Origin of the sequence: Pseudomonas bananamidigenes, from assembly GCF_001679645.1 — a bacterium.
Classification (GTDB): Bacteria; Pseudomonadota; Gammaproteobacteria; order Pseudomonadales; family Pseudomonadaceae; genus Aquipseudomonas; species Aquipseudomonas bananamidigenes.
Map to the genome: position 1 here is coordinate 1 of NZ_LRUN01000024.1, position 25,546 is coordinate 25,546.

Consider the following 25,546-nt stretch of genomic DNA (forward strand, 5'->3'; position numbering starts at 1 on the left):
GTGCCGAACGCCGGGGCCCAGCCTTTTGGTTACTTTTTGGCGTTTGAAAAAGTGACCCGCTGTAAGAGCGGAACCGCCAGCCGCCACACCCGAAGCAACGGATATTCACCCAATCAACCAAAGCATGGCCGTCTACCAGGACACCACGACAAACAAAAAAAAAGCCCCTCAAAAAGAGGGGCTCCTTGAACAACCAAAAATCAGGTCATCTGAATGATGGTCTGCATGATGGTGCTCTGGGTCGAGATGGTCTTGGCGTTCGCCTGATAGTTGCTCTGGCCCTTGATCAGGTCCACCAGCTCGTTGGTCAGGTTGACGTTCGACTCTTCCAGCGAGTTGGACACGACCGAACCCAAAGTACCGGTTTCCGGTGCGTCGTAGCCCGGGATACCCGAAGCGAAGGTTTCCTTCCAGGCAGTGCCGCCCACAGGCTGCAGGCCCTGTTCGTTGGTAAAGCTGGCCAGTGCAACCTGACCGATGGCCTTGCTCTGGTTGTTGCTGAAGTTGGCGAACAGCGTACCGGTACCATCGATGGTCAGGTTGGTGATCTGGCCGGTGGCGTAACCGTCCTGAGTCGGGATGGAACGCGCGGTGTCGGCGTTGAACTGAGTGGTCTTGGCCATCGAAATGGTGATACCGGCAGGGTTGGCCGAAGCACCGTTGGCTTTCCAGACGCCATTGGTCACCGTACCCGGCACCCAGCCAGTGAGTTTCAGATCGCTGCTGATGATCGGTGTCGCTGGATTCGCAGGATCCGGGGTGCTGACCTGAGTCAGTTTGCCGGTGCTGTCGAAGCTCATGGTCGAGGCCACCGGTGCAGTGGTTTTCGGATCGCTGCCGGTGGCATCCGGGTTACGACCGTCGACCAGTGTGTAAACCTTCCAGGTGTTGGCCCCGGTTTTCACCATGTACTGATCCATGACGTGGGAGTTGCCCTGGCTGTCATAGATCGGGGTACTGAACGACTTGGTGTAGGTGGCAGTGTTGGTCGGATCGAATTTGCCTGCCGCCACGGTGTCGTCGATCACCGGAGCCGTCGAGTTCAGGTTGATGGTCGAAGTCACCAGCGAGGTGGACTTCGGCGCCAGGTTCGAGGTGTCGATCTTCAGGTCGGTCAACACACCGTTGATGATCTTGCCGTTGGCGTCCACACCATAACCTTGCAGGCGCGAGGTGTAGTCGGTGTTGGTGATGAAGCCGTCCTTGTCGACCTTGAACGTACCGGCACGGGTGTAGGTGATCGAACCATTGTCGCTCAGGGTGAAGAAGCCCGAGCCGTTGATGCCCATGTCGAGCACGTTGCCGGTGTTGTTGATGTCGCCCTGGGTGAACTGCTGGGACACGTTGGCCAGGCGCACACCGTTACCGATGACCTTGCTGCCGCTGCCCAGACGAGTCGCCGAATAGACGTCCGCAAACTCGGCACGGGACGATTTGAAACCGGCGGTCGCGACGTTGGCGATGTTGTTGCCGGTCACGTCCAGTTGTTTGTTGGCTGCATAGAGACCGCTAAGGCCGATATTGAAAGACATATTCCACTCCTTTGTGCCGGTTAGTCGGCTCTATATACCAATGGTTTGTACTTTGGACAGGGCGACGGTGCCCTTGCCGGACAGGTTGAGCATCAGCTCGCCGCCGGTCTGGCTGATGGTCACGCTGGTGACGGTGGCCGGCAGGTAGGTCGCCATGTCCGTCGAGGTGCCATTGATGGAGGCGTTGGCCTTGACGGTATAGTTACCGGTCTTCACCAGGTTGCCGTCCTTGTCCTTGCCGTCCCAGGTGAAGCTCGCACTGCCCGCAGCGCGGCTGCCCAGATCGATGGTACGAACGACCGCGCCGCTGCTGTCGCTGATGGTGACGGTGCCGCCGGCAATCGACGATGGCACGGTGACCGAACCGGTCATGCCTTTGCTCGGATCGTCGAGCTGGACCGAGTTGGTCTGCACGATCACGTTGCGGCCGACCAGCGACGAAGCCTGCAGGGCTTGCGACGAGTTGTAGTTGCCGGCCAGCGAGCTGACGGTGCTGTTGAGGGTGGTAATCCCCTCGAGGCTGCTGAACTGCGCCAGTTGGGCAACGAATGCACTGTTGTCCTGCGGATCGAGCGGGTTCTGGTTTTTCAGCTGGGTGACCAGCAGTTGCAGGAACGCATCCTTGCCCAGGGTCTGGCCGCCGGTGGAGCTGTTGGTGGCCGAAGCGATGCCGTCACCGGTGGTCGAACTGGTCTTTTTCGACGAGTTCGCCAGGATGTCCTTCATCGTCAGGCTGCTGGTGGTATCGGTCACACTCATGGCAGTCGCCCCTTATCACTGACCGAGGGTCAGTACCTTCTGCATCATGGTCTTGGCGGTGTTCATCATTTCGGCGTTGGTCTGGAAGGACCGGCTCGCGGAAATCATGTCAGCCATTTCTTCCACCACGTTGACGTTCGGGTAGTAAACGTAGCCCTTGGCGTCGGCGGCCGGATGATTCGGTTCGTAGCGCGCCTCGAGGTTGCTCTGGTCTTCGACCACGCCGAGCACCTGTACGCCCTGACCTGCGGCGTCCTGGTTCTGGAACAGCGAGTCGCTGCCACCGCTCTGGCCGCCCTGGAACATGGTGGCGAACACCGGGTGACGGGCGCGATAGGTCTGGTCGATGCTCGACGAGACGGTTTCGGCGTTGGCGATGTTCGACGCGACGGTGTTGAGACGGGTGTTCTGTGCGCTCATGCCGCTGCCGGCAATGTTGAAAACGCTGGACAGGGACATGGATTACTCTCCGCGCAAGGCTGAAACCAGCCCTTTGAATTTACTGTTGAGCAGCGTGAAGCTGGCCTGGAAGCCGATGGCGTTTTGCGCGTAGTTCGACTGCTCAAGCTGGGCATCGACGGTGTTCTGGTCGATCGATGGCTGCATCGGCGTGCGATACATCAGCGACTCGTCGCCGTTGCCCAGGCCTTCAGCTTCGATGTGACGGCTGTTGGTCATGTTCAGGGCGATGGTGCCGTTGGCGTTCTTCTGACTCTGTGCTTCGAGCACTTTGGAGAAGTCCAGATCCCGAGCCTTGTAGTTCGGGGTGTCGGCGTTGGCGATGTTGTTGGCCAGGACTTCGGCACGCTGGGCGCGGAAGCCCAGGGCTTGTTCGTGAATTCCGAGCGCTTTATCGAAGCTGATGCTCATGTCGGGAACCTTCAGGTGTCCGGTTTTTCGTAATCGGGTTATAGCAAGCCGCGTGCCAGTTTGAAAAAGCCCCGGTTTCCGGGGCTTTGCAGGGCCCCGGCGAGGCGGCAATGCCAGAAAAGCGGCAACGGGTTTCCGCCGGCTGCCGCTTTTCTGCCGCTTGCCTCACCTTGAAAACGGTCAGGCATAAAAAAACGGGAGCCCCTGAGGGCTCCCGTTTTTTTTGAATCGCCGCTGCCAGTCACTTCGCCTGGTAAATGATCCCCGGATTGCACTGGACCATCTGGTAATGATCCGGCAGACCGTTCAGCGCTTCGGAGGCGCCGAGGAACAGATAACCACCCGGTTTCAACGTGCTGTGAATGCGCAACAGGATGTCCTTCTTCACCTCGGCGGAGAAGTAGATCAGCACGTTGCGGCAGAACACGATGTCGAACTTGCCCAGGCTGGCGTAGCTGTCGAGCAGGTTGAACGAGCGGAACTCCACCCGGTTCTTGATCGGCGCCTTGACCACCCAGCGTCCCGGCCCTTTCGGATCGAAATAGCGCTGCAGACGATCGGCAGACAGACCGCGACCGATCGCCAGGCTGTCGTACTCGCCGGTCTTGCAGTTTGTCAGCATGCTGCCGGACAGATCGGTGGCAACGATCTGTACGCCCATCTTCAACTGACCGATATTGGTCCGCTCGAATTCGTCGATCGACATCGACAGCGAATACGGCTCCTGCCCCGACGAACAGGCCGCCGACCAGATCCGCAGACGCTGGTTGGGGCTGGCCTTGATTGCCTCGGGCAGCACCTTGTTCTTCAAGACCTCAAACGGATAGGTGTCGCGAAACCACAGGGTTTCGTTGGTCGTCATGGCATCGACCACCTGCTCGCGCAAACCGCTGCGCGGCTGGGTCTGGATGCGCTGTACCAGCTCACCCAGCGTCTTGATGCCCTGCTGCTCCATCAGTTTGTTGAGACGGCTCGACACCAGGTACTGCTTGTTTTCACCGAGCAAAATGCCACAGGCTTTTTCCAGGAAGACCCGGAACTGTTCGAAATCCAAATTACCCGTAGACAAATGATGCCGCCTCTTAAATCGTGTTGAACGCCAGGGGCAGAAGGCCCCTAGCTGATATCTGCTGCTTTGATCCGGTCGACTACCCGGGATGCCAGGTCATCAGGACGGAATTTGGCCAGGAAGTCATCGGCACCGACCTTCTTGACCATCGCCTGGTTGAACACACCCGACAACGAAGTATGCAGGATGATATGAAGCTTTTGCATGCGTGGATCGCCGCGGATTTCCGCCGTCAGGGTGTACCCGTCCATTTCCGGCATCTCGATGTCGGAAATCATCATCAGGAACTCTTCTTCCGGCTTCTTGCCCTCGTCGACCAGCTTGCGCAGATAATCCAGCGCCTGCTTGCCGTCGTTCAGCGCCACCACTTCGACACCCACCGTCTGCAGGCAACGCGTCACCTGCTTGCGCGCCACCGACGAGTCATCGACCGTCAGCACCCGCAACGACAGCGCCTTGCTCTGGGTCTCGACATCCACCACGCCGACCGAAATCGCTTCCGGTGTCGGGGCCACTTCCGCCAGCACCTTCTCGACGTCGATGATTTCGACTAACTGATTGTCCACCCGAGTCACAGCGGTCAGGTAGTGATCGCGACCGGTGCCCTTGGGTGGCGGATGGATCTCCTCCCAGTTCATGTTGACGATACGTTCCACCGAGCGCACCAGGAAACCCTGGGTCTTGGTGTTGTATTCCGTGATGATCACGAACGGACTGTTCTTGTCTTTCAACGCCCCGGAGCCGGTCGCCATTGCCAGATCGAGGATCGGAATGGTCGCCCCCCGGATATTCGCCACCCCGCACACGACAGGACTGGACTTGGGCATCAGCGTCAGTTGCGGGCATTGCAGCACTTCCCGAACCTTGAACACGTTGATCCCGTAGAGCTGCTGTCCGTCGAGACGGAACAACAACAGCTCCAGGCGATTCTGCCCTACCAGTTGCGTGCGCTGGTTCACCGAATCCATTACACCAGCCATGCCCAGACTCCTACACCAACGCCAAGTGTTGTTGCGACGCACATTCATTGCTAAACGGCACGGCGCTTGCTTTTTAACTCGTATGAACACTCAAACGACATTTTTCCGACGTCTGACATCCCCCCTCCGCAGAGGGCTTTGCGCGATGTCCGCCGTTTGCCTGTTTTTTGCGGGCAGCCCTGCCAGTGCTGATGCGGTTACCTTGCCTGACATGCTTATCGGCGTCACTCAGGGCTTTCTTGAATTCACCGTAGAAGACTATCTGGCTACCAGTCAAACGGAAGGGCGTTATGAAATCGAGGTCAAGCAGCTCGATCCGCGCATGCGCATGCCCATGTGCGACAAGGAATTGACAGCCTCCCTGGAGAGCCCGGGCCGCCCTCTGGGCCGTGTAACGGTGAAGGTCCGCTGTGAAGGCGCATCCCCCTGGACCGTGTTCGTGCCCGCTCAAGTCCGCCTGTTTCGCGAGGTCGTGACGACCACTCGTCCCCTCAAGCGCGCCGGTATCATCGAACCTCAGGATGTGACGTTGCGCGAGCATGATGTCAGCCAGATCAACCAGGGGTTCCTGACGTCGACAGACGAAGCCGTCGGGCAAAAATTGACCCGACCAACGGTCGCCGACCAGGTGCTGACCCTGGTGCACCTGGAACAGGCGGAAGTCGTTCGCAAGGGCGATCAGGTGGTGATTACCGCCCGCAGCGGCACGCTCGCCGTGCGCATGCCGGGCGAAGCCCTGTCCAACGGCGGCCTGAAAGAACAGATTCGAGTGAAAAACCTCAACTCCCAGCGGGTCATCAAGGCGCAGGTCATGGCGCCGGGCCAGGTGGAAGTGGCCATGTAAAACAGGCAAGGAGAAAACTGGCGCCGACCCCGGCTGTTCCCTAAACTGTGCCGCAGCAGGTTCTGTACGGCACATGCAGGCTCATTGGTAAAAGAGCCTAAAGTTTTCCATGGGATGGCCGAGAACATGGCAAGCGTCCAAATTCCCAGAGGTTTTTAACATGGTCATCGATTTCAGCCGTTTGAACAGCTCCTCGTCACTTACGGGCAGTACACGTACCAGCGCGCCCAAGGAAACCGCCGAATCCGGCACCTCCGCGCCGCTGAATACCCCGGCCGAACAGGCCAGTACCGCAAAAAGCGGGGAATCGGTACACCTCAGCAATGAGGCTCAACAGTTGCAGAAGGTCACTGACAAGCTGCGCGATCAGCCTGCCGTCGACAAAGCCCGCGTGGCCGAGTTGAAAGCAGCGATTGCCGATGGCAGCTATAAAGTCGACAGCAACCGTGTAGCCAGCAAACTGCTCAACTTCGAAGCCCAGCGCTAGGCCTTGGCCTGCGCCAGGCTTTTGGACGCTTAAAACCCAAGGCCAGCCATGCACGACACTACTTTATTGCAACTGATCACCGACGACTTTGCTCCAGCTCAACAACTGCTGGAGTTGCTGCATACCGAGTCCCTCGCCTTGCACGGTCGCGACATGCCCCTGCTTGAAGAAATTCTGGCGCGCAAACAGGCATTGATCATTCTGCTCGAGCAGCATGGCCGCAAACGCAGCGAAATCCTCGCCAGCCTCAATCTGTCGCTTGATCGCCAGGGCCTGGAGCAACTGGCCAGCCAGTCAAGCATCGGCGAACAACTGCTGAGCCAAAGCGATGTGCTGACCGACCTGATCGCCCAGTGCCAGGCCGCCAACGCGAAAAATGGCCAATCTATCGTGGTGCAGCAGGCCGCCACGGCCAATCAGCTGAAAATCCTCACCGGTGGCGAGCCTCCAGCGCTCTACGATGCCAGCGGCACTTTCTCCAAACTGCAGAAACCGCGCGCGCTCAGCCAGGCGTGATGCTTTCTTCCATGCGTGCGCCCTATCAACGCGCGAAACATGCTGGCAAAATACTGGCCAGCCGTAGTCAAATTTTGTCTGGAGATTGATTCAACGTGTCCAACGTCCTCAGCGCGGATGATTCTCCGCAGCCACCAAAGGTGCTCACCACGCCTCTGGAAATCTCCAGCAACCTGCGCCAGCTGCAAGAGAGCCACGATCCGCTGATCATCACCTTTCACGAGCGCAGCCAGCGCTTCCAGAGCTATCTGATCAAGGTCGACCGGGAAACCGCCACCATTGCCCTGGATGAAATGATTCCCCGTGACGGTGAGCGCTTCCTGCTGGCCGGCGAGCCGTTCAAGGTCGAGGGTTTTCATGACGGCGTGCGGATTGCCTGGGAATACAACGGCACACTGGACATCAAGGAGTCGGACGGCGACCGCTACTATATCGGCCAGATGCCCAGCGAGGTGGTTTATCACCAGCGCCGCAACGCCTTCCGTGCTGCACTGAAGCTGACTGACCTGGTGAGCGTCGAACTGGGCGGCGAAAAACTCAAGTCGCCTCTCGGTGGCAAACTGCTGGACATCTCCGCCACCGGTTGCAAGCTGCGCTTCGAAGGCGACATCACCGAACGCCTGCAACTGGGCCAGGTCTACGACCGCCTGATCGCCCCGCCACTGTTCGGCAACCAGCCGGCCGCCGTGGAGCTGCGCTACCTGCATTTCGAAGAAAAACTCAACATCACCTTCGCCGGCCTGCGCTTTCATAACATCAGCGGCCCGGCCGCGCGCAACGTCGAGCGTTTCGTCTACCAGTTGCAACGTGAAGCGCGGCGTTTCGACAAAGACGATCTCTGATCCGTCCGCACCATTGAAAAACGGGCAGCACCTTGTGGTGACTGCCCGTTTTTTATGCTTTGCACCTTTCCGGGATCAAGGCTTGGCGCCACTGATGTCAGGCGCAGGATTGTCGTTGCCGGTATCCGTCTCTACCGCCGATTCCGGCTCGGGATCAGGTACCGGTTCGGTAGCGACCGTTGCCTGCATCTGCTCCTGCACCACCTGTTCATCGACCCGCGGATCGAGCGCGGCTACCAAGGGTGAACTGGACATGCTGTCCGGCATCGCCACGTGATGCAGCGGCGCATCGTCCACCTGATGCAGATTGGTCACGGCCTTCGGCCGGATCCGCCAGACCAGCACCAGAGCGAAGAACGTGAAGAACGCATACAGGCTCTGACTGCCGAACAGCTTCATCAATACGCCGGCAAGCAACGGCCCGACACTGGCGCCGACCCCGTAAGTCACCAGCAACATCGCTGTCAGCGACACCCTCCGTTCACCTTCGACATGGTCGTTGGAAAACGCCACCGCCAGCGGATACAGACAGAACTGCACCAGAGAACACAGGAAGCCGACGACGAAAAGAATCTCCAGCGGCACCTGCGGCAGGATCGCCAACGGTAACGCAGCCAGTGCCAGAAACCCGGCAAAACAGCGGATCAACAAGGCCCGGTCATAACGGTCGGACAACCAGCCCAGCGGCCACTGCACCAGCAGCCCGGCAAAGATGCACGTACCCATGAACAGACCGACCTGCTCGGTCGTCAATCCCTGCTGCGACGCATAGAGCGGCGCCAGACCGTAGAACGAACCGATGATCAACCCGGCCCCGAGCACCGTACTCAAGGACTGCGGCACGCGCTTGATGAAAAAGCGTGGCTCCATCGGCGCCGGATGCAGCGGCGCCGGGTGAATCCGCCGAGTCAGCGCCACCGGCACCAGACACAAGGCAAAACACAGGGCGACCAGCATCAGCAGCTCCAGGCCCAGCCCCGGGTGCATGACCAGAATCAACTGGCCGAGCACCAACCCCAGATACGAGGCAATCATGTAACCGCTGAATACCATGCCACGCTGGCTGGCGTCGGCCTGTTCGTTCAGCCAACTCTCGATCACCATGTACTGGCACATCATGCCGAGGCCAACGACGGTCCGCAGCACCAGCCACGCCGGCAGCCAGTCCACCAGACCATGGCCCAGCACCGCCGCACCGACGATCCCGGCACAGGCCGAGTAGGCGCGAATATGGCCGACCCGGGCGATCAGGCGGTGGCCGATCTTGCCGCCCAGCACCAGGCCAAAATAGTTGGCCGCCATCAAGGCACCGACCCACAGGCCGTCGACGTGATCGGCTGCCAGGCGTAACGCCAGATAAGTAGAAAGAAGGCCCGAGCCGATCAACATCATCAGCGAGGCGAAATACAACGCTCGAAAGGATTTCCAGATTTGGCGCATCGGCGTTCCGAGCGGCTCCTTGCGGTGAGTGTCGGGCTATCGAACGATAGCCCGATGACGACATTTCGTCAGGCCTGGGCTGCCAGAACGCGCCGTTCCCAGGGAGTGATCTCATCAAAGAAACTGGTCAGCTCCATGGTCTTCGAAGCGACGTAGCCTTCGATGAACTCGTTGCCGAACAGTTCCCGGGCCAGCTGGCTGCGCTTGAGGCGATCGATCGCAGCGTGCAACGTGCACGGCAGCGAAAGATTGTCCGGCACCTCGAACTCACCCTGGATCGGCGCACTCGGCTCCAGCTCATGCTCGATGCCATACAGGCCGGCTGCCAGGCTCGCTGCGATGGCCAGGTAAGGGTTGGCATCGGCACCCGGCAAACGGTTTTCGACCCGACGGGCAACCGGCGAACTGGCCGGAATCCGCAGACCCGCCGCACGGTTGTCGTGGGACCAGCAGGCATTGTTCGGCGATGCAAACGGGTGGCACAGGCGCTGGTAAGAGTTGACGTTCGGAGCAAACAGTGCCGTGAAGTCCGCCATGCCAGCCTGCTGTCCGCCGATGAAGTGACGGAACATCGAGGTCGGCTGACCGTTCTCGTCGCTGAACACATTCTTGCCGCTGCCGGTCTCGACGATGCTCTGGTGGATGTGCATCGAACTGCCCGGCGTGTGCGCCAGCGGCTTGGCCATGCAGACCACGGTCAGGCCATGCTTGAGCGCGACTTCCTTGAGTAGATGCTTGAACAGAAAAGTATGGTCGGCCAGCAGCAGCGGATCGCCGTGCAACAGGTTGATCTCGAACTGGCTGACGCCCATTTCGTGCATGAAGGTATCGCGCGGCAAACCTAGCGCGGCCATGCATTTGTAGACTTCATTGAAGAACGGCCGCAGACCGTTGTTGGAGCTGACACTGAACGCCGAGTGACCGTCCTCGCGCCGACCATCGAGGCCGACTGGCGGCTGGAACGGCTGGTTCGGATCGGTATTCGGGGCGAACACAAAGAATTCGAGCTCGGTCGCCACCACTGGCGCCAGGCCACGGGCCGCATAACGGGCGATGACTTTCTTGAGCTGACCACGGGTCGACAGGTTGGAGCTTTCGCCGCTCAGCTCGTCGGCGTCACAGATGGCCAGGGCACGTGGTTCATGGCTCCACGGCAACGGGTGGATCTGCGCAGGGTCGGCGACCAGCGCCAGGTCGCCGTCATCGCTGCCGTAGAACCGTGCAGCGGGATAGCCCCCCATGATGCATTGCAGCAGCACCCCCCGGGCCATCTGCAAACGCCGCCCCTCGAGGAAACCCTCGGCGGTCATCACCTTGCCCCGTGGCACGCCGTTCAAATCCGGCGTGACACATTCAATCTCATCAATGCCCGTCAATCGCTGCGCGAGTGAACGCTGGCCATCGGTTGTCATGACGCAATCCTTGTTATTGTGCGAGCCGCGAACGGCGACCCGGACAACATAGGCTTCGCCTGTTCGGAATTTCAAGCAGCGGCCAACAAAAAGACCTCAGGACGACGAATCCGCGTCTCAGGGCAGGTAAATGCTGAACACGCCACCGCCCAGCGGCCCGCCATTGCGGATCTCGGTGCGACCACCGACACCGTTGCGCTGATGCAGCGCCGCAATACGCCCGGCGAAGTACAGACCCAGGCCGGTACTCCCGCTGCTGTGGTTGATGCCCTGCACATAATCGGCCTGGCGCTCGAGCATTTCGGCAGGATAACCGGGGCCATCGTCATGGATGCTCAGCACCAGTTGCCCGGCCTCATCGCTGACGGTGATCAACAGCGATTCACGGGCATAGCGGATCGCATTGTTGATGCAGTTGCCCAGCACCGAAGCAATCAGTTCACGATCGAAGAACCCCAGGGGACTGAGCGGATCGACCTCGTAGGTTGCGATGATTCCACGGCTGGCGAACACCTCTTGATGGGACGCCAGTTGCGCCTCGATGAAATCGTCCAGTTCGTGATAGGCCGGCTGCAACGGCATCTGGTTGACCCCGAGTTTGTATAACCCGAGCAGCTGCACCAGCATGCCGTTGAGGTGGGCGAACTCGAAATCGATAACGCCCTGTTCCGGCACCTGCCGTTCGGCTTCGGGCAGGCGCGCCAGCCATTGGCTATGAGCCTGCATCAACATCGCCAGAGAGTTCTTCATGTCGTGCACGGTGGAGGCGATCACCGTGGAAAAATCCAGTGCCTGCTCGTCTTGATTCATTCGCCAAACGCCTTGCTTTTCAGCTTCTGATAACGCGGATAACGCGCGTCGGTGTCGGGCATCAGGCCGACCGTTTTCAGGCAGGCCCGACATTCTTCCAGCTCCGCCGACGGCACACTGGTGTCGGTGCCGTGCAACAGCGACTGCGCCATGTTCAGCGCGATGCTGATGTTCTTCGGTTGCATCTTCAGCGCCTTGCGGAAGACCTCGCGGGCCTCCGCCAGATTGCCGGTCTTGTACACGCGCACGCCCTGTCGGTTGAGGTCGGCGGCAGCGTTGCTGGAACTGAGAATAGTCGGGTCGTCGGTAAGCTTGGCGATGTCTTTCATCACCGCCGGGTCATCGCCGTAAATCTCCGCGCAACTCTTGAGCATCGACGTGCCCGCCTCGGCCTGACCGAGCATTTGCAATTGCTTGGCCACCAGCAGTGCCGCTTCCGGGCTCATGAACTGCTCCATGCCGTCAAGACGCATCAGTGCTTGCTCGGTGAGCTTTTCGGCGGTTTCGGCGTCGTTGAGCAGCAGACTGGTGGCCTTCATCAGACGCGCGCGGATCTGCAAACCGGGATCGCTCGGGTTTTCCTTGGCCACGGCACTGAGGGTGGTGTTGATCTCCAGCCGCGTGCGGGTATCCAGGCCCTTTTCGCTGCCCTTGCTGATCAGCGCGTGGGCCAGCCCCAGGTTGCTTTCCGGATCCTTGAAGCGCGACTGCGCGCCCTGCGCCACCGCCTGACGATAGGCGCGCGAGGCCGTGTCGAAATCTTCGTTGGTCATCGCCAGCTTGCCCAGCAGCGCCTGACGGCGAACCGCCAGCGGCGACAGACGAATAGCTTCTTCCAGCACCTTCTGCGCACCTTTGGTATCGCCCTCTGCCACCAACACATCGGCCATGCCGTCGTACAGCGCCGGCATCATCGGAAACACCTTCAGGGCTTTTTCATACACGCCTTTGGCCTGGGCCACCTGACCACGCCTGAACAGCAGCTTGCCCAGCCCGGCAAATGCCCACGGCAACGGTCGGTCGGCGATGATGCTGTCATACAGGCGCTCGAGCGCTTCGTTCTGATTCATGTCGCGCAAGGCGTCGGCACGGTAACGCAGGCACAGCGGCGAATAGCGGATATCCTGCTTGCACAGGGCGATACACGCGTTGAGCACCTCCACCGGCTTGCCACGGTCGAGGGCTTGCAGAATCGGCTTGAGCAGGGTCTTGCGCTGCTCCAGACGTTCCAGGCGCTGGGCCAGACCGACGCGATTGAAGGGCTTGGTCAGGTAAGCGTCCGGCTCATGCTCCAGGGCACTGAGCACCATGGCCTGGCTGGTCTCGGCGGTGACCATCACGAATACAGCTTCGTTACTGATCAGCTTCTCCATCATCAGGTCTTCCAACACCTGCTGACCGTTTTTCTTGCCGTCACCGAGGTGGAAGTCCTGAAGGATGAAATCGTAGGATTTCTGCGCGCACATTTTCAGCGCCTGCTCACCGCTGTCGGCAGTGTCCACGTCCTTGACGCCCAACTCGCGCAACATCGAGCGCACGGAACTGCGGAAATCCGAGAAATCATCGACGATCAGAAAACTCTTTTGGTGATACGACAGCATCGAAGATTTCCAGGCAATTGAAGAGGATGGACCGAGGGCACATTTCAGGCGCGCTGATGATAGCTGCCGGCCAAATGCTATCAAGCGATTTCGTGCGACTCTGAAGTCACCGAACGGGTTATCGGCCGGATCAGCGGTTCTCTTGAAGCGGGGGTTCAAGATTCATTGCACAGCGATTACCCTGCGCGCCTGTTTTCACCCTCTGCTTTCAAGGTTTTTATCGTGTACATCAAAGGACGCTACATTGTGTCGACCTGTGCGCTGCTGTTTTTCCAGCAGGCACTGGCGAGCGGATCTGCAACTGCGCGTTCGGGAGATGAGCAAGGAGCATCCGGAGTTTGCGCTGGAGCGGGCTTAGGACGCCCGTGACAAACGTGAACGCAACGGCCGGGATGACGGGCCGGCACAAACAACCGCTCTGCCCCATTCCCCAATCCGCCAGGGACAGTGAGGAGTACTACAGCTACGGTGCGAGCTACTACGCGATCGAGCCTGTCGCTGACTTCCCCGTGATCATCGGTGAAGATTGTTTCATCGCCAGACTGATCAACTGGTTCGGCAGCTATGATGAAAAGACCGGGCTTTTTGCCCAGCTGACCCTGCGTAAACCAGAAGCTGAAGGCCAGGAGCGAGGCTATACGGTCAACGGACGTCGATATATCACCCGGATCAGCACTTCAATCGGCAAAGCCGAAGGTGGCGCCGAGGTTCTATAGTTTGTTTGGCAGACGCAGCAAAAAGCCCCACCAGATCACTCTGCGTGGGGCTTTCAGATATATGGTGTCCCAGGGCAGGTTCGAACTGCCAACCTTCCCCTTAGGAGGGGGATGCTCTATCCAATTGAGCTACTGAGACACGGAACTGCCGGTACGACAGACGGCGTGCATGTTAACGGCCAGGCCCTGATTTGTCATGTCATCCGCTGGTTTTTTAAAGTGTAGGCAGGCGCCTTGCAATATCGTGGGAGGTTTTGCCGTGCAATTTGCACACCTCAAAAAAGCCACCATTGCAGAATGCAATTCCCGCTTCGTTAAAAACCCTTCCAAATGCTTGTTTTTAAAGGACTTAACAGCGGTTAGACTGTTGGCACGACGGCTGCTTCCGGTTCTTGCAACAGAACAAACGGAGCATCGCCTCATGAACCGCTTCCTCTTGCTCGCAAATGCAATGGCTCTGATGACTCTGGTGGGTTTTCACTTTATCCCCCAGCACAACGAAACCGTGACTCAGCGTATGCCGCATTACCTGCAAGTGCAGAAGGCGCCACAATGGGCGGTGATGAACGATCAACATGACTTTGCTGCGCATGACGTCAGCGAGTCGGATCAGGTACCGACCGCTCAGTTGTCCGAACGTCTGGTGTTTTGAATCATTTTCGGGAGTACCGCATGTCCAGATCCGCCCTGGGATTATTGATCCTCGCTGTCTTGAGCGGTGTTTTGCATTTCTCGCTGTTCGAGAAGACAGAAATTTCCCTGCCACTGATTGGCTGCGGTGTGTTCGCCGTTCTGTTTGCGCTGGCTTTGGTGGCCGGGCGCAAGATCAAGTTTGATCCTGTCCTGCGTTGAGCCTGACCAGTTCCAGCAAATGACCGACGGCATCCGCCAGATCACCCGAATTGTCGATCAGATGCACAGGCTTGTCGGTTGAACGTCTTTCCTTGAACAGCGTATTGCGGGCAAGCCTCGCATCGATCTGTGCAAGCGTCTCCCGGCCACGTCTGAGCAGGCGCTCACGCAAGACATCATCCCGGACAGTCAGCAGCACAGGCACCAGGGACGGATAGCTTTCAAGCGCTTGCCTGAGGTTCGCACGAGAGCCGTTTACCAGTACGTGTCTCCCGGCTTTCAACCAGTCATCCATCTCGACAGGGATGCCGTAGGCAAGGCCGTTGGCCCGCCACGCCAGCGAAAATTCACCCGCGCGCTCACGCTGCTCGAACTCTTGCGGCGTTACGCCAATCGCATCTTCACCCACCGATTCAGCCGAACGCGTGATCACCCGCCGCATCACTTCGCAGTTCAGCGCACGTAAAGGCCCTCGCGCCGCCTCGATCAGACTGTCCTTGCCGGAGCCGGACGGACCCATGAGATAAATCAGTCTGCCATCCATCCTGAAAACGCCCTCCGGCAGGCATTTGCCCCTGGTAAATCGGCCATTTGCCACTATCCTGTACAAGGTAAGGAACAAGGATTTTATCCCGCATAGCATGCACGGTCTGACGCCTTCGGGCATCCGCTCGTGCGCTTCAGGACGCGGTCAGCGATACGGGCCGGCGCATTCTTTTCAAACCAGTCCGCATTTCTGATAATTGGTGCTGGCATTACGCCTTTACCCGGATCAATATTTGTCACAGAATTGACGCCAATGATCTGGCAATTTTGAGGCAAGATGCGAGCCTCTTAACAATTCAGGTTGAACCATTTGGCGCGGATGCATGTCCTACAACTCATCCTGCGGCCAATCCCGAGAACCGCTCCCCTGAACTAACCGGTTAAATATATGCGCCCATTGAAACAGGCAATTTATTCCAGCCGTACGGCTGACAAGTTCGTCGTACGTCTGCCAGACGGAATGCGTGAACGCATTGCCGAGGTGGCTCGCAATCATCATCGCAGCATGAACTCCGAGATCATTGCACGCCTTGAGCAGAGTCTCATTCAGGAAGGCGCACTGGGCGAAGAGCTGAGCATGCGTCTGGACAGTCCTGAACTGTCGCTGCACGAACGCGAGCTGCTGCAACGCTTCCGCCAACTCTCCCATCGCCAGCAGAACGCGCTGGTTTCTCTGATCGCCCACGACGCCGAAATGGCCGCAGACGCATCCTGAGTAAAACCGAACATCTCAAGCCAGCCTGAATGCTGGCTTTTTTTTGCTCGCAATCCGAGCTGTTCAAGGACGAAAAAAAGCCCGCCAATCGGCGGGCTGTTCTATATGGAAAATCAGAGAAGAAAGATCGTCGCCAATCCCAGGAAGATGAAGAAGCCGCCACTGTCAGTCATGGCCGTAATCATCACGCTGGCCCCCATTGCCGGGTCGCGCCCCATCTTGGCCAAGGTCATAGGGATCAAAACCCCCATCAGCGCCGCCAGCAACAGGTTGAGCGTCATTGCAGCCGTCATCACCACACCCAGCGACCAACTTCCGTACAGCATGTACGCCACCACACCGATCACACCACCCCAAACCAGGCCGTTGATCAGCGCTACAGCGAGTTCCTTGCGCATCAGGCGCGACGTATTGCCGGTACTAACCTGATCGAGCGCCATGGCCCGAACGATCATGGTGATCGTCTGGTTGCCGGAGTTGCCACCAATACCTGCCACGATCGGCATAAGTGCTGCCAGCGCCACCAGTTTCTCGATCGAACCTTCGAACAGACCAATCACACGGGATGCGACGAACGCGGTGATCAGATTGATCGCCAGCCAGGCCCAACGGTTGCGCAGGGATTTCCAGACCGACGCAAAAATATCTTCCTCTTCACGCAGACCCGCCATGCTGAGGACTTCGCTTTCGCTCTCCTCACGAATCAGGTCGACCATTTCGTCGATGGTCAGACGACCGATCAGCTTGCCGTTCTTGTCGACCACCGGAGCCGAGATCAAGTCATAACGCTCGAACGCCTGAGCGGCGTCGTAGGCATCTTCGTCCGGATGGAAACTCACCGGATCGCTGGCCATTACTTCGGAAACCTGTTTCTCCGGGTCATTGACCAGCAAACGCTTGATCGGCAGCACCCCCTTGAGCACGCCGTCGTAATCAACCACAAACAGCTTGTCGGTATGACCTGGCAACTCTTTGAGACGACGCAGGTAACGCAAAACCACCTCGAGACTGACATCCTCACGGATAGTCACCATCTCGAAGTCCATCAGCGCACCGACCTGCTCCTCGTCGTAGGACAGAGCCGAACGCACGCGCTCGCGTTGTTGCTGATCCAGAGTCTCCATCAGTTCATGGACGACGTCTCGCGGCAGCTCGGAGGCCAGGTCAGCAAGTTCGTCGGCATCCATGTCCTTGGCGGCGGCCAGGAGCTCGTGATCGTCCATGTCGGCGATCAGCGTTTCACGGACGGAGTCGGATACTTCGAGAAGAATGTCGCCGTCGCGATCAGCCTTGACCAGCTGCCAGAGCGTCAGACGATCGTCCAGCGGCAAAGCTTCAAGAATGTAGGCAACGTCGGCGGAGTGCAGATCATCGAGCTTGCGTTGCAGCTCGACGAGATTTTGCCGGTGAACCAGGTTCTCGACCCGGTCATGATGTGCGCCTTCCTGGCGGTGAGTCAGGTCTTCGACGACTCGTTGGCGCTGCAGCAGCTCAACGACCTGAGCCAGGCGATCCTGCAGGCTTTCCTGTGTTTTCTTTACTTCGATTTCTGACATAGGCGAACTCCACTCCCAGCAGCGGGGCACGCCGGAAGGATCAATCAGTCAATTCATGATTGGTAAAACTGAGTATTGAGTAACTACTGGGTAAGTCCATGGAGGTTTTCCATAAGCCCCGGCGGGGCTGACGGGCGCAATGATACACCGCCTGACGGTTTTAAACGTTAAAAAATCCAGCCTGAAACAAGCGCTTGCGAGACAAAGCTGAGCGCTGTCCTGATTCTCCAGAGTGCGACGACTCATCCTGAAAAGAAAACACAACGGCGGTGAAAAAACTGCCGGCTACGCTTGATAAGGATCGTCATGGAGGACGCCGAATGCCATCAAGAACATCCCGACTCATGCTGACCACCCTGCTCTGCCTCCCCACCACAGGGAACACAACGACACTTCATCGCTGCGAAGCCCCGGACGGCAGCCTTACGTTCACCACGTTGAGCTGCGCGAACGATGAACGTCTTTCAATTCAAGAGGTGCATCCCTACTCACCCGGCTCGACCGTGGCCCTGATACCCGAAGCCCGGCACGAAGAAATATCCGGGATGAATAACAGAAAACGAGAAATGGCCATCGTGGGGCGCACGTTCGACAAATGTGGAGAGTTGATCGACGCAAGACAAAAGCGCGAAGCAATCATCAATCAGCGAATCATCGCAGGCATGAACCAGCAGGACGTCGAAAGCGCACTAGGCAAGCCCGACAAGATCAGCATCCGAAATTCTTCAACAAGCTATAGCTATAACCTCAAGCGAGGCCGGAGTGCGCAAATCGATTTCGATGAGAAAGGATGTGTGAAAGGAAAACTCAAATCCCGGACAGCAAAAAGCCCGCGTTAAACGCGGGCTTTCTGGTATATGGTGCACTCGACAGGATTCGAACCTGTGACCGCTCGGTTCGTAGCCGAGTACTCTATCCAGCTGAGCTACGAGTGCATGTTGTGTTTTTAGACCAGACCACAACTGGCTGAAACCAAGTTATTTACATTGCTGTAACTAACCCTTAAATGGTGCACTCGACAGGATTCGAACCTGTGACCGCTCGGTTCGTAGCCGAGTACTCTATCCAGCTGAGCTACGAGTGCATTTGTGTTTGTTAGACCAGATCACACCTGGTTGAAGCCGAGTCATTTACATTGCAGTAACTGACTCTTAAATGGTGCACTCGACAGGATTCGAACCTGTGACCGCTCGGTTCGTAGCCGAGTACTCTATCCAGCTGAGCTACGAGTGCATTTGTTGCGCCGCATTATAGCCCGTCTAATCTCTATTCCAACCACTTTTTCTAATAAATTCAACAACTTACAGAAAAAGCCAGATTACAACGTACTAAGCAAATAATGGCGGAGAACGGGGGATTCGAACCCCCGACACCCTTGTGAGGTGTACTCCCTTAGCAGGGGAGCGCCTTCGGCCACTCGGCCAGCTCTCCGCAACACGGGGCGTATATTAACCAGCTTCTTCCCCGTTTGCAAACAAAAAAATCGATAAAAATTAATGGCTTGGTTCTTCGTCCTTTTCTTTCTTTATACGCAGGTAGATTTCTTCACGGTGCACAGCCACCTCTTTCGGTGCATTGACGCCGATACGCACTTGATTTCCTTTGACGCCGAGCACGGTCACGGTGATTTCGCCATCACCGATAATCAGGCTTTCTGCGCACCGACGAGTCAGAATCAACATACCTTTCTCCTCACGCGAATCATTTCAGGGACAACAGTCTGCAAAAAAAAGGCACCCGACCTACAACCGGAGCGATCGTAGCCCTACATGCCTGAGTATTGACCAGCACGAGCAAAAGAACAGTTCAGGGCTCGCGCCATTCAAAAAATAAAGGGCGCGGTCAGACCGCGCCCTTTATTGACCGGGATTACTCGCCCTGACGGGCCGGAGCATCCAGTTCGAAAGCCGTGTGCAGGGCGCGCACGGCCAGTTCCAGGTACTTCTCCTCGATCACCACGGAAACCTTGATTTCCGAGGTCGAGATCATCTGGATGTTGATGCTTTCCTTTGCCAGGGATTCGAACATGCGGCTGGCCACGCCTGCGTGGGAACGCATGCCGACGCCGACGATCGAGACCTTGGCAATTTTGGTATCGCCGACGACTTCACGGGCACCGATCTCGCGAGCGGTGTTTTCCAGCACGGTCTGCGCGGATTGGTAGTCGTTGCGGTGCACGGTGAACGTGAAGTCGGTGGTGTTATCGTGCGCGACGTTCTGCACGATCATGTCGACTTCGATGTTCGCGGCACTGATCGGGCCGAGAATCTTGAATGCCACGCCCGGGGTGTCTGGCACGCCACGGATGGTCAGCTTGGCTTCATCGCGGTTGAAGGCGATGCCGGAAATGATCGGCTGTTCCATGGTTTCCTCTTCATCAATAGTAATGAGGGTGCCCGGACCCTCCTTGAAGCTGTGCAGTACGCGCAGCGGAACGTTGTACTTGCCGGCGAACTCAACCGCACGGATCTGCAGCACCTTGGAGCCGAGGCTGGCCATTTCCAGCATCTCTTCGAAGGTGATCTTGTCCAGGCGCTGAGCGACCGATACCACGCGTGGGTCAGTGGTGTAGACACCATCGACATCGGTGTAGATCTGGCACTCGTCAGCCTTCAATGCAGCAGCCAATGCCACGCCAGTGGTGTCGGAACCGCCACGGCCCAGAGTCGTGATGTTGCCGTGTTCGTCTACACCCTGGAAACCTGCGACCACAACCACACGGCCTGCCTTCAGATCACCACGAATCTTCTGGTCATCAATCTGCAAGATACGCGCTTTATTGTGCGCACTGTCTGTCAGGATCCGTACCTGGTTACCGGTGTACGACACCGCCGGCACACCGCGCTTGATCAGCGCCATGGCCAACAGGGCGATCGTCACCTGCTCACCGGTGGATACGATCACGTCCAGTTCACGCGGAACCGGTTGATCTTCGCCACTGATTTGCTTGGCCAGATCGATCAGACGGTTGGTCTCGCCGCTCATTGCAGACAGCACAACCACCAGGTCATCGCCGGCATCGCGGAATTTCTTAACCTTGTCGGCAACCTGCTCGATTCTCTCGACACTGCCGACCGAGGTGCCTCCAAATTTCTGTACGATCAAAGCCATTTCAAAGCCGCCTCTGCCCATGAAGGGCGCCCAATAATCACTCGAACAGCCGCCGGGCCCGCCACTAGACTGCGGGCCTGACAGACCGTCTTATAAACCCTGCTCGACGAATGGAACGGTCAGCGCCAGTGCGCTATCCAGTACGCCGGCGTCGACACCGCCACCCTGCGCCATGTCCGGACGACCACCGCCCTTCCCGCCCACCGCCGCAGCAGCCTGCTTCATCAAATCACCGGCTTTGAGTTGGCCAGTCAGGTCCTTGGTTACACCTGCAACCAGTACGACCTTTTCCTCATGGACACTGCCGAGCAGGATCACTGCGCGGCCGAGTTTGTTTTTCAGCTGATCGACCAGCGCCAGCAGCGCCTTGCCGTCCTGACCATCCAGACGCACGGCCAGAACCTTCACGCCCTTGACGTCCACTGCCGAAGCAGACAGATCGTCGCCGGCAGCGGCGGCTGCCTTGGCCTGCAATTGTTCGAGCTGTTTTTCAAGCGCACGGTTGCGCTCCAGTACAGCCGACAGCTTGTCGATCAGGTTATCGCGGCTGCCCTTGACCAGGCTGGCCGCTTCCTTGAGTTGTTCTTCGGCAGCGTTCAAGTAAGCCAGCGCCGCAGCGCCGGTGACTGCCTCGATACGACGCACACCCGATGCCACACCGCCTTCGCTGATGATCTTCAGCAGGCCGATGTCACCGGTACGGCTGGCGTGGATACCGCCACACAGCTCGACGGAGAAATCGCCGCCCATGCTCAGCACGCGCACGTTGTCGCCGTACTTCTCGCCGAACAGAGCCATGGCGCCTTTCTGCTTGGCGGTTTCGATGTCGGTTTCTTCGGTTTCAACCGCGGAGTTCTTGCGGATCTCGGCGTTGACGATGTCTTCCAGCGCCTTCAGTTGCTCCGGCTTGATCGCTTCAAAGTGGCTGAAGTCGAAACGCAGACGCTGACTGTCGACCAGCGAACCCTTCTGTTGAACGTGATCGCCCAGCACTTTGCGCAAGGCGGCGTGCAGCAGGTGCGTGGCCGAGTGGTTCAGCGAAGTGGCGTGACGCACGTCGGCCTCGACGTGGGTTTCCACCGGCGCGCCAACGATCAGACTGCCAGACGCCAACACACCGTGATGCAGGAACGCACCACCGGTCTTGGTGGTATCACGCACGTCGAAACGGCTGTTGCCGGCCTGCAGGTAACCGCAATCACCGACCTGGCCGCCGGATTCGGCGTAGAACGGCGTCTGGTTCAGAACCACAACGCCTTCCTGACCTTCGCTCAGAACGTCCACGGACTGGCCGTCCTTATAGAGCGCAACGACTTTCGCCGAACCGCTGGTGGCGTGGTAGCCGGTGAACTCGGTGTCGACATCAACCTTGACCAGGCTGTTGTAGTCCAGACCGAAGGAGCTGGCAGAACGCGCGCGGACGCGCTGGGCTTCCATTTCACGCTCGAAACCGACTTCGTCGATGGTCAGGCTGCGCTCGCGGGCGATATCCGCAGTCAGGTCCATCGGAAAACCGTAGGTGTCGTAGAGTTTGAACACCACGTCGCCCGGCACCATATCGCCTTTGAGTTCGGCCAGATCCTGCTCGAGAATTTTCAGGCCCTGCTCCAGGGTCTTGGCGAACTGCTCTTCTTCGCCTTTCAGAACGCGCTCGATATGTGCCTGCTGGGATTTCAGCTCAGGGAAGGCTTCGCCCATCTCGGCCACGAGAGCGGCAACGATCTGGTAGAAAAAGCTGCCCTTGGCGCCCAGTTTGTTGCCGTGACGGCAGGCACGACGAATGATGCGACGCAGCACGTAGCCGCGGCCTTCGTTGGACGGCAGCACGCCATCGGCGATCAGGAAACCGCAGGAGCGGATGTGGTCAGCCACGACTTTCAGGGAAGCCTGATTGTCGTTGCTGCAACCGATGGCCTTGGCCGAAGCGGCCAGCAGGCTCTGGAACAGGTCGATTTCATAGTTCGAGTGAACGTGCTGCAGCACGGCACTGATCCGCTCAAGACCCATGCCGGTGTCCACCGACGGGGCTGGCAGCGGGTGCAGCACGCCATCGGCGGTGCGGTTGAACTGCATGAACACGTTGTTCCAGATTTCGATGTAGCGGTCGCCGTCTTCTTCCGGCGAGCCCGGTGGTCCGCCCCAGATGTCGGCGCCGTGATCGTAGAAAATCTCGGTGCAAGGACCGCACGGGCCGGTATCGCCCATGGTCCAGAAGTTGTCGGAGGCGTAAGGCGCGCCCTTGTTGTCGCCGATGCGCACCATGCGCTCGGCCGGCACACCGACTTCCTTGGTCCAGATGTCGTAGGCCTCGTCATCGCTGGCGTAGACGGTGACCCACAGTTTTTCCTTCGGCAGGTTCAGCCATTTCTCCGAGGTCAGGAAGTTCCAGGCGTAGGTGATGGCGTCACGCTTGAAGTAGTCGCCGAAGCTGAAGTTACCCAGCATTTCGAAAAAAGTGTGGTGACGGGCGGTATAACCGACGTTTTCCAGGTCGTTGTGCTTGCCGCCGGCGCGCACGCATTTCTGGCTGGAGACGGCGCGGGTGTACGCGCGCTTTTCCTGGCCCAGGAAGCAGTCCTTGAACTGGTTCATCCCCGCGTTGGTGAACAGCAGGGTTGGGTCATTGCCCGGAATCAAAGAGCTGGAGGCTACACGGGTGTGGCCTTGCTCTTCGAAGAAGCGAAGGAAGGCTTCACGGATTTCTGCGCTTTTCATTAGGTTCTTCCACGGAGGCTGCGGCCAAAGGCCTGTACGAAACGTCAACAGACGAAACGACGGCAAAGGGCCGCATTATATCGGCCCTGCGCGCGGGGTACAGCGTGTTTATACGATAGAAACGGTCAATTGGGTGGCTAACACTGTCACTTGCGCGAAAACTCGACGAATGTCGCGATCACTTGCTCGATTTGCGAACGATTGACGTCCATGTGGGTGACCATCCGCAGACGGGCGGCAGCGCTCAGTTTGATGCCGCGTTCGGCGGCAAACACCTTGATCGCCTCGGCACGGTCGCCCATCTGCACGTAAACCATGTTGGTCTGCACCGGTTCGACGGTAAAACCGGCCTCGCGCAGGCCTTCGGCCAGAAATTGCGCATTGGCATGATCATCCGCCAGACGCTCGACATTGTGATCCAGTGCATACAAACCTGCCGCCGCCAGCAATCCGGCCTGACGCATCCCGCCGCCGACCATTTTGCGCAGGCGTCGCGCCTTGCCGATCAACTCGGCCGAACCGCAGAGCACCGAGCCGACCGGCGCACCGAGGCCTTTGGACAGGCACACCGAGACCGAATCGAAGTGTTGCGTGATCTCCCGGGCATCGACCCCAAGCTTCACCGCCGCGTTGTACAGCCGCGCGCCGTCCAGATGCAGGGCCAGGCCCTTGTCCTGAGTGAACCGGCGGGCACGGGCCAGATACTCCAGCGGCAACACCTTGCCCTGCATGGTGTTTTCCAGCGCCAGCAGTCGGGTGCGGGCGAAGTGGAAATCGTCTGGCTTGATCGCTGCGGCCACCTGATCCAGATCCAGCGAGCCATCGGCCTGCACCTCCAGCGGCTGCGGCTGGATAGAACCGAGCACTGCGGCCCCCCCGCCCTCGTACTTATAGGTGTGCGCCTGCTGACCGACAATGTACTCGTCACCGCGCTCGCAGTGCGCCATCAACCCCAGCAGGTTGCTCATGGTGCCCGTCGGGACGAACAGCGCCGCGGCGAAACCCAGCCGTTTTGCCAGTTCGGTTTCCAGACGATTGACCGTCGGATCTTCGCCATACACATCATCTCCGGTAGCCGCGGCGGTCATCGCGTCCAGCATGGCGGGAGTCGGTTGGGTGACGGTGTCGCTGCGAAGATCGATAACGCTCATGAACCTGGCCTCAAGTCAGCAGGGGAAATCCCTTTTCGAAGAAGAATTACTGCAGGCATGGCGCGGATTAATCAACCCTGACGCAAGGAAAAGTCGTTTTGTGCTTCGAAAAATCCGATGGCAATCATCACAAAGGCGCAATGCACAGCCCGGCAATCTGTGTTAAAAACGCTGCGCCGCCCGACAAAAGGGCGGCGAAACGTTCTCAGGGCGGGGTGCAATTCCCCACCGGCGGTAATTGCGCGCAATGCGCATAGCCCGCGAGCGCTTGGTGACCGGCACGGCAATGGCTGTGATCGGCGGCAAGGTCAGCAGACCCGGTGTGATTCCGGGGCCGACGGTCACAGTCCGGATGAAGAGAGAACGGGATTGACACCAAAGGGCCGTCCGTCGTGCTTGCGCGAGCGTGCGTACCCTTGAATCCCTTTCGATTCATAACGCCCTGTTTTTCACACAAACAGGAGTCAGAACATGCAACCCACCGCTATCGACAGCAAAAACAAACACCCTCACGGCGAGCGCGTCGCGTTCATCCAGGCCTGCTGGCACAAGGAAATCGTCGACCAGAGCCGCAAAGGTTTCGTCGCGGAAATGATCGCCCTGGGCTATCAGGAATCGGACATCGACTTCTTCGAAGTCGGCGGCGCCTTTGAAATGCCCCTGCACGCCAAGCTGCTGGCCAGGACCGGTCGTTATGCCGGCATCGTCGCGGCCGCTCTGGTGGTGGACGGCGGGATCTACCGCCACGAATTCGTCGCCCAGTCGGTCGTCAGCGGCCTGATGCAGGTTCAACTGGAAACCGAAGTGCCGGTGTTCTCGGTATCCCTGACCCCGCACCACTTCCATGCCGGTGAAGAACACCAGAAGTTCTTCTTCGAGCATTTCGTGCACAAGGGTCAGGAAGCGGCGAGAACCTGCGCCGACACGCTGCAGAAAGTACGTGCATTGCGCCGCATCGAGCCGCGTGCTGTAGCGGTCTGACCTTCCCATGATCTTCCCCGCTCTGCGTGGGAATGCCTCAA

General features: G+C 58.5%; 27 protein-coding genes, 5 tRNA genes and 1 riboswitch. Of the genes, 11 read left to right on the forward strand and 21 right to left on the reverse strand.

The window, feature by feature from the left end:
* Positions 1-189: hypothetical protein (locus BBF94_RS28070; RefSeq protein WP_218060136.1), on the forward strand; the 189-nt coding region annotated here is incomplete at its 5' end.
* 11 nt (positions 190-200) lie between these two features.
* Here BBF94_RS28070 and flgE read toward each other — a convergent pair.
* The 6 genes from flgE to BBF94_RS09785 form a co-directional block, all read right to left on the reverse strand.
* Positions 201-1,532, reverse strand: a complete 1,332-nt coding sequence (flgE, locus tag BBF94_RS09760; protein WP_065258839.1) for a flagellar hook protein FlgE — start codon at positions 1,530-1,532, stop codon at positions 201-203.
* A 30-nt stretch (positions 1,533-1,562) separates the two neighbouring features.
* A complete protein-coding gene (flgD, locus tag BBF94_RS09765) occupies positions 1,563-2,291 on the reverse strand; it encodes a flagellar hook assembly protein FlgD (protein ID WP_065258840.1) in 729 nt (242 codons plus the stop codon).
* 15 nt (positions 2,292-2,306) lie between these two features.
* The gene (flgC, locus tag BBF94_RS09770) at positions 2,307-2,750 is read right to left on the reverse strand and encodes a flagellar basal body rod protein FlgC (protein ID WP_065258841.1); all 444 of its coding nucleotides are present in this window, start codon (positions 2,748-2,750) and stop codon (positions 2,307-2,309) included.
* 3 nt (positions 2,751-2,753) lie between these two features.
* Entirely contained in the window at positions 2,754-3,161 is a 408-nt protein-coding gene (flgB, locus tag BBF94_RS09775) for a flagellar basal body rod protein FlgB (protein ID WP_065258842.1), read from the reverse strand.
* A 241-nt stretch (positions 3,162-3,402) separates the two neighbouring features.
* Positions 3,403-4,230, reverse strand: coding sequence for a protein-glutamate O-methyltransferase CheR (cheR, locus tag BBF94_RS09780; RefSeq protein WP_065258843.1), 828 nt, complete (start codon positions 4,228-4,230; stop codon positions 3,403-3,405).
* 47 nt (positions 4,231-4,277) lie between these two features.
* Complete coding sequence (locus tag BBF94_RS09785) at positions 4,278-5,210, reverse strand: chemotaxis protein CheV (RefSeq protein ID WP_065258844.1); 933 nt, start codon at positions 5,208-5,210, stop codon at positions 4,278-4,280.
* Positions 5,211-5,292: 82 nt separating this feature from the next.
* Between BBF94_RS09785 and flgA the strand changes: the two genes are divergently transcribed.
* From flgA to BBF94_RS09805, 4 genes are all read left to right on the forward strand, one after another.
* Positions 5,293-6,054 (forward strand): flagellar basal body P-ring formation chaperone FlgA, encoded by a 762-nt coding sequence (gene flgA / locus BBF94_RS09790; RefSeq protein ID WP_082302384.1) that lies wholly within the window; start codon positions 5,293-5,295, stop codon positions 6,052-6,054.
* 160 nt (positions 6,055-6,214) lie between these two features.
* Positions 6,215-6,541, forward strand: coding sequence for a flagellar biosynthesis anti-sigma factor FlgM (gene flgM / locus BBF94_RS09795; protein WP_065258846.1), 327 nt, complete (start codon positions 6,215-6,217; stop codon positions 6,539-6,541).
* Positions 6,542-6,589: 48 nt separating this feature from the next.
* Positions 6,590-7,057 (forward strand): flagella synthesis protein FlgN, encoded by a 468-nt coding sequence (locus tag BBF94_RS09800; protein ID WP_065258847.1) that lies wholly within the window; start codon positions 6,590-6,592, stop codon positions 7,055-7,057.
* Between the two features lie 95 nt (positions 7,058-7,152).
* A complete protein-coding gene (locus BBF94_RS09805; protein WP_065258848.1) occupies positions 7,153-7,899 on the forward strand; it encodes a flagellar brake protein in 747 nt (248 codons plus the stop codon).
* A gap of 75 nt (positions 7,900-7,974) precedes the next feature.
* On the opposite strand, the gene BBF94_RS09810 is transcribed toward BBF94_RS09805, so the two are convergent.
* From BBF94_RS09810 to BBF94_RS09825, 4 genes are all read right to left on the reverse strand, one after another.
* The gene (locus tag BBF94_RS09810) at positions 7,975-9,339 is read right to left on the reverse strand and encodes an MFS transporter (RefSeq protein WP_065258849.1); all 1,365 of its coding nucleotides are present in this window, start codon (positions 9,337-9,339) and stop codon (positions 7,975-7,977) included.
* Positions 9,340-9,407: 68 nt separating this feature from the next.
* Positions 9,408-10,649, reverse strand: coding sequence for a glutamine synthetase family protein (locus BBF94_RS09815; protein WP_176704440.1), 1,242 nt, complete (start codon positions 10,647-10,649; stop codon positions 9,408-9,410).
* A gap of 219 nt (positions 10,650-10,868) precedes the next feature.
* Positions 10,869-11,561 (reverse strand): sensor histidine kinase, encoded by a 693-nt coding sequence (locus tag BBF94_RS09820; protein WP_065258851.1) that lies wholly within the window; start codon positions 11,559-11,561, stop codon positions 10,869-10,871.
* Complete coding sequence (locus BBF94_RS09825) at positions 11,558-13,162, reverse strand: response regulator (RefSeq protein ID WP_065258852.1); 1,605 nt, start codon at positions 13,160-13,162, stop codon at positions 11,558-11,560. The genes BBF94_RS09820 and BBF94_RS09825 overlap by 4 nt, the downstream gene beginning before the upstream one ends.
* A 365-nt stretch (positions 13,163-13,527) precedes the next feature.
* Between BBF94_RS09825 and BBF94_RS09830 the strand changes: the two genes are divergently transcribed.
* On the forward strand, positions 13,528-13,878 hold the full coding sequence (locus tag BBF94_RS09830) for a hypothetical protein (protein WP_225875045.1): 351 nt from the start codon (positions 13,528-13,530) through the stop codon (positions 13,876-13,878).
* A gap of 62 nt (positions 13,879-13,940) precedes the next feature.
* On the opposite strand, the gene BBF94_RS09835 is transcribed toward BBF94_RS09830, so the two are convergent.
* Positions 13,941-14,017: transfer RNA gene (locus BBF94_RS09835), tRNA-Arg, on the reverse strand.
* A 282-nt stretch (positions 14,018-14,299) separates the two neighbouring features.
* Between BBF94_RS09835 and BBF94_RS09840 the strand changes: the two genes are divergently transcribed.
* Both BBF94_RS09840 and BBF94_RS09845 read left to right on the forward strand, forming a co-directional pair.
* A complete protein-coding gene (locus BBF94_RS09840; protein WP_065258853.1) occupies positions 14,300-14,530 on the forward strand; it encodes a hypothetical protein in 231 nt (76 codons plus the stop codon).
* Positions 14,531-14,550: 20 nt separating this feature from the next.
* Positions 14,551-14,730, forward strand: a complete 180-nt coding sequence (locus BBF94_RS09845) for a PA3371 family protein (protein WP_065258854.1) — start codon at positions 14,551-14,553, stop codon at positions 14,728-14,730.
* On the opposite strand, the gene phnN is transcribed toward BBF94_RS09845, so the two are convergent.
* Complete coding sequence (gene phnN, locus BBF94_RS09850) at positions 14,705-15,274, reverse strand: phosphonate metabolism protein/1,5-bisphosphokinase (PRPP-forming) PhnN (protein ID WP_065258855.1); 570 nt, start codon at positions 15,272-15,274, stop codon at positions 14,705-14,707. The genes BBF94_RS09845 and phnN overlap by 26 nt on opposite strands.
* A 390-nt stretch (positions 15,275-15,664) precedes the next feature.
* Between phnN and BBF94_RS09855 the strand changes: the two genes are divergently transcribed.
* A complete protein-coding gene (locus BBF94_RS09855) occupies positions 15,665-15,991 on the forward strand; it encodes an Arc family DNA-binding protein (RefSeq protein WP_003178899.1) in 327 nt (108 codons plus the stop codon).
* 113 nt (positions 15,992-16,104) lie between these two features.
* Here BBF94_RS09855 and mgtE read toward each other — a convergent pair whose 3' ends face one another.
* Positions 16,105-17,547: a magnesium transporter gene (mgtE, locus tag BBF94_RS09860; protein ID WP_065258856.1), complete on the reverse strand. Its 1,443-nt coding sequence runs from the start codon at positions 17,545-17,547 to the stop codon at positions 16,105-16,107.
* Positions 17,548-17,867: 320 nt separating this feature from the next.
* Between mgtE and BBF94_RS09865 the strand changes: the two genes are divergently transcribed.
* Positions 17,868-18,386 carry a cell envelope protein SmpA gene (locus BBF94_RS09865; RefSeq protein WP_065258857.1) on the forward strand — a complete coding sequence of 173 codons (519 nt, stop codon included), beginning with the start codon at positions 17,868-17,870 and terminating at the stop codon, positions 18,384-18,386.
* A 19-nt stretch (positions 18,387-18,405) separates the two neighbouring features.
* Here the strand turns inward: BBF94_RS09865 and BBF94_RS09870 are convergent.
* The 8 genes from BBF94_RS09870 to ltaE form a co-directional block, all read right to left on the reverse strand.
* Positions 18,406-18,482 (reverse strand) — tRNA-Arg (locus BBF94_RS09870).
* A 72-nt stretch (positions 18,483-18,554) separates the two neighbouring features.
* Positions 18,555-18,631 (reverse strand) — tRNA-Arg (locus BBF94_RS09875).
* Positions 18,632-18,703: 72 nt separating this feature from the next.
* Positions 18,704-18,780, reverse strand: a tRNA-Arg gene (locus BBF94_RS09880).
* 107 nt (positions 18,781-18,887) lie between these two features.
* Positions 18,888-18,978 (reverse strand) — tRNA-Ser (locus tag BBF94_RS09885).
* 62 nt (positions 18,979-19,040) lie between these two features.
* Positions 19,041-19,229 (reverse strand): carbon storage regulator CsrA, encoded by a 189-nt coding sequence (gene csrA, locus BBF94_RS09890; protein ID WP_002554426.1) that lies wholly within the window; start codon positions 19,227-19,229, stop codon positions 19,041-19,043.
* Between the two features lie 187 nt (positions 19,230-19,416).
* Positions 19,417-20,658 (reverse strand): aspartate kinase, encoded by a 1,242-nt coding sequence (locus BBF94_RS09895; RefSeq protein WP_065258858.1) that lies wholly within the window; start codon positions 20,656-20,658, stop codon positions 19,417-19,419.
* 90 nt (positions 20,659-20,748) lie between these two features.
* A complete protein-coding gene (gene alaS, locus BBF94_RS09900) occupies positions 20,749-23,373 on the reverse strand; it encodes an alanine--tRNA ligase (RefSeq protein ID WP_065258859.1) in 2,625 nt (874 codons plus the stop codon).
* 146 nt (positions 23,374-23,519) lie between these two features.
* Positions 23,520-24,524: a low-specificity L-threonine aldolase gene (gene ltaE, locus BBF94_RS09905; protein WP_065258860.1), complete on the reverse strand. Its 1,005-nt coding sequence runs from the start codon at positions 24,522-24,524 to the stop codon at positions 23,520-23,522.
* 197 nt (positions 24,525-24,721) lie between these two features.
* Positions 24,722-24,893, forward strand: a riboswitch (FMN riboswitch).
* A gap of 102 nt (positions 24,894-24,995) precedes the next feature.
* On the opposite strand from ltaE, the gene BBF94_RS09910 reads away from it, so the two are divergent.
* Positions 24,996-25,505: a 6,7-dimethyl-8-ribityllumazine synthase gene (locus BBF94_RS09910; RefSeq protein ID WP_065258861.1), complete on the forward strand. Its 510-nt coding sequence runs from the start codon at positions 24,996-24,998 to the stop codon at positions 25,503-25,505.
* The last annotated feature ends 41 nt before the right edge of the window (positions 25,506-25,546 follow it).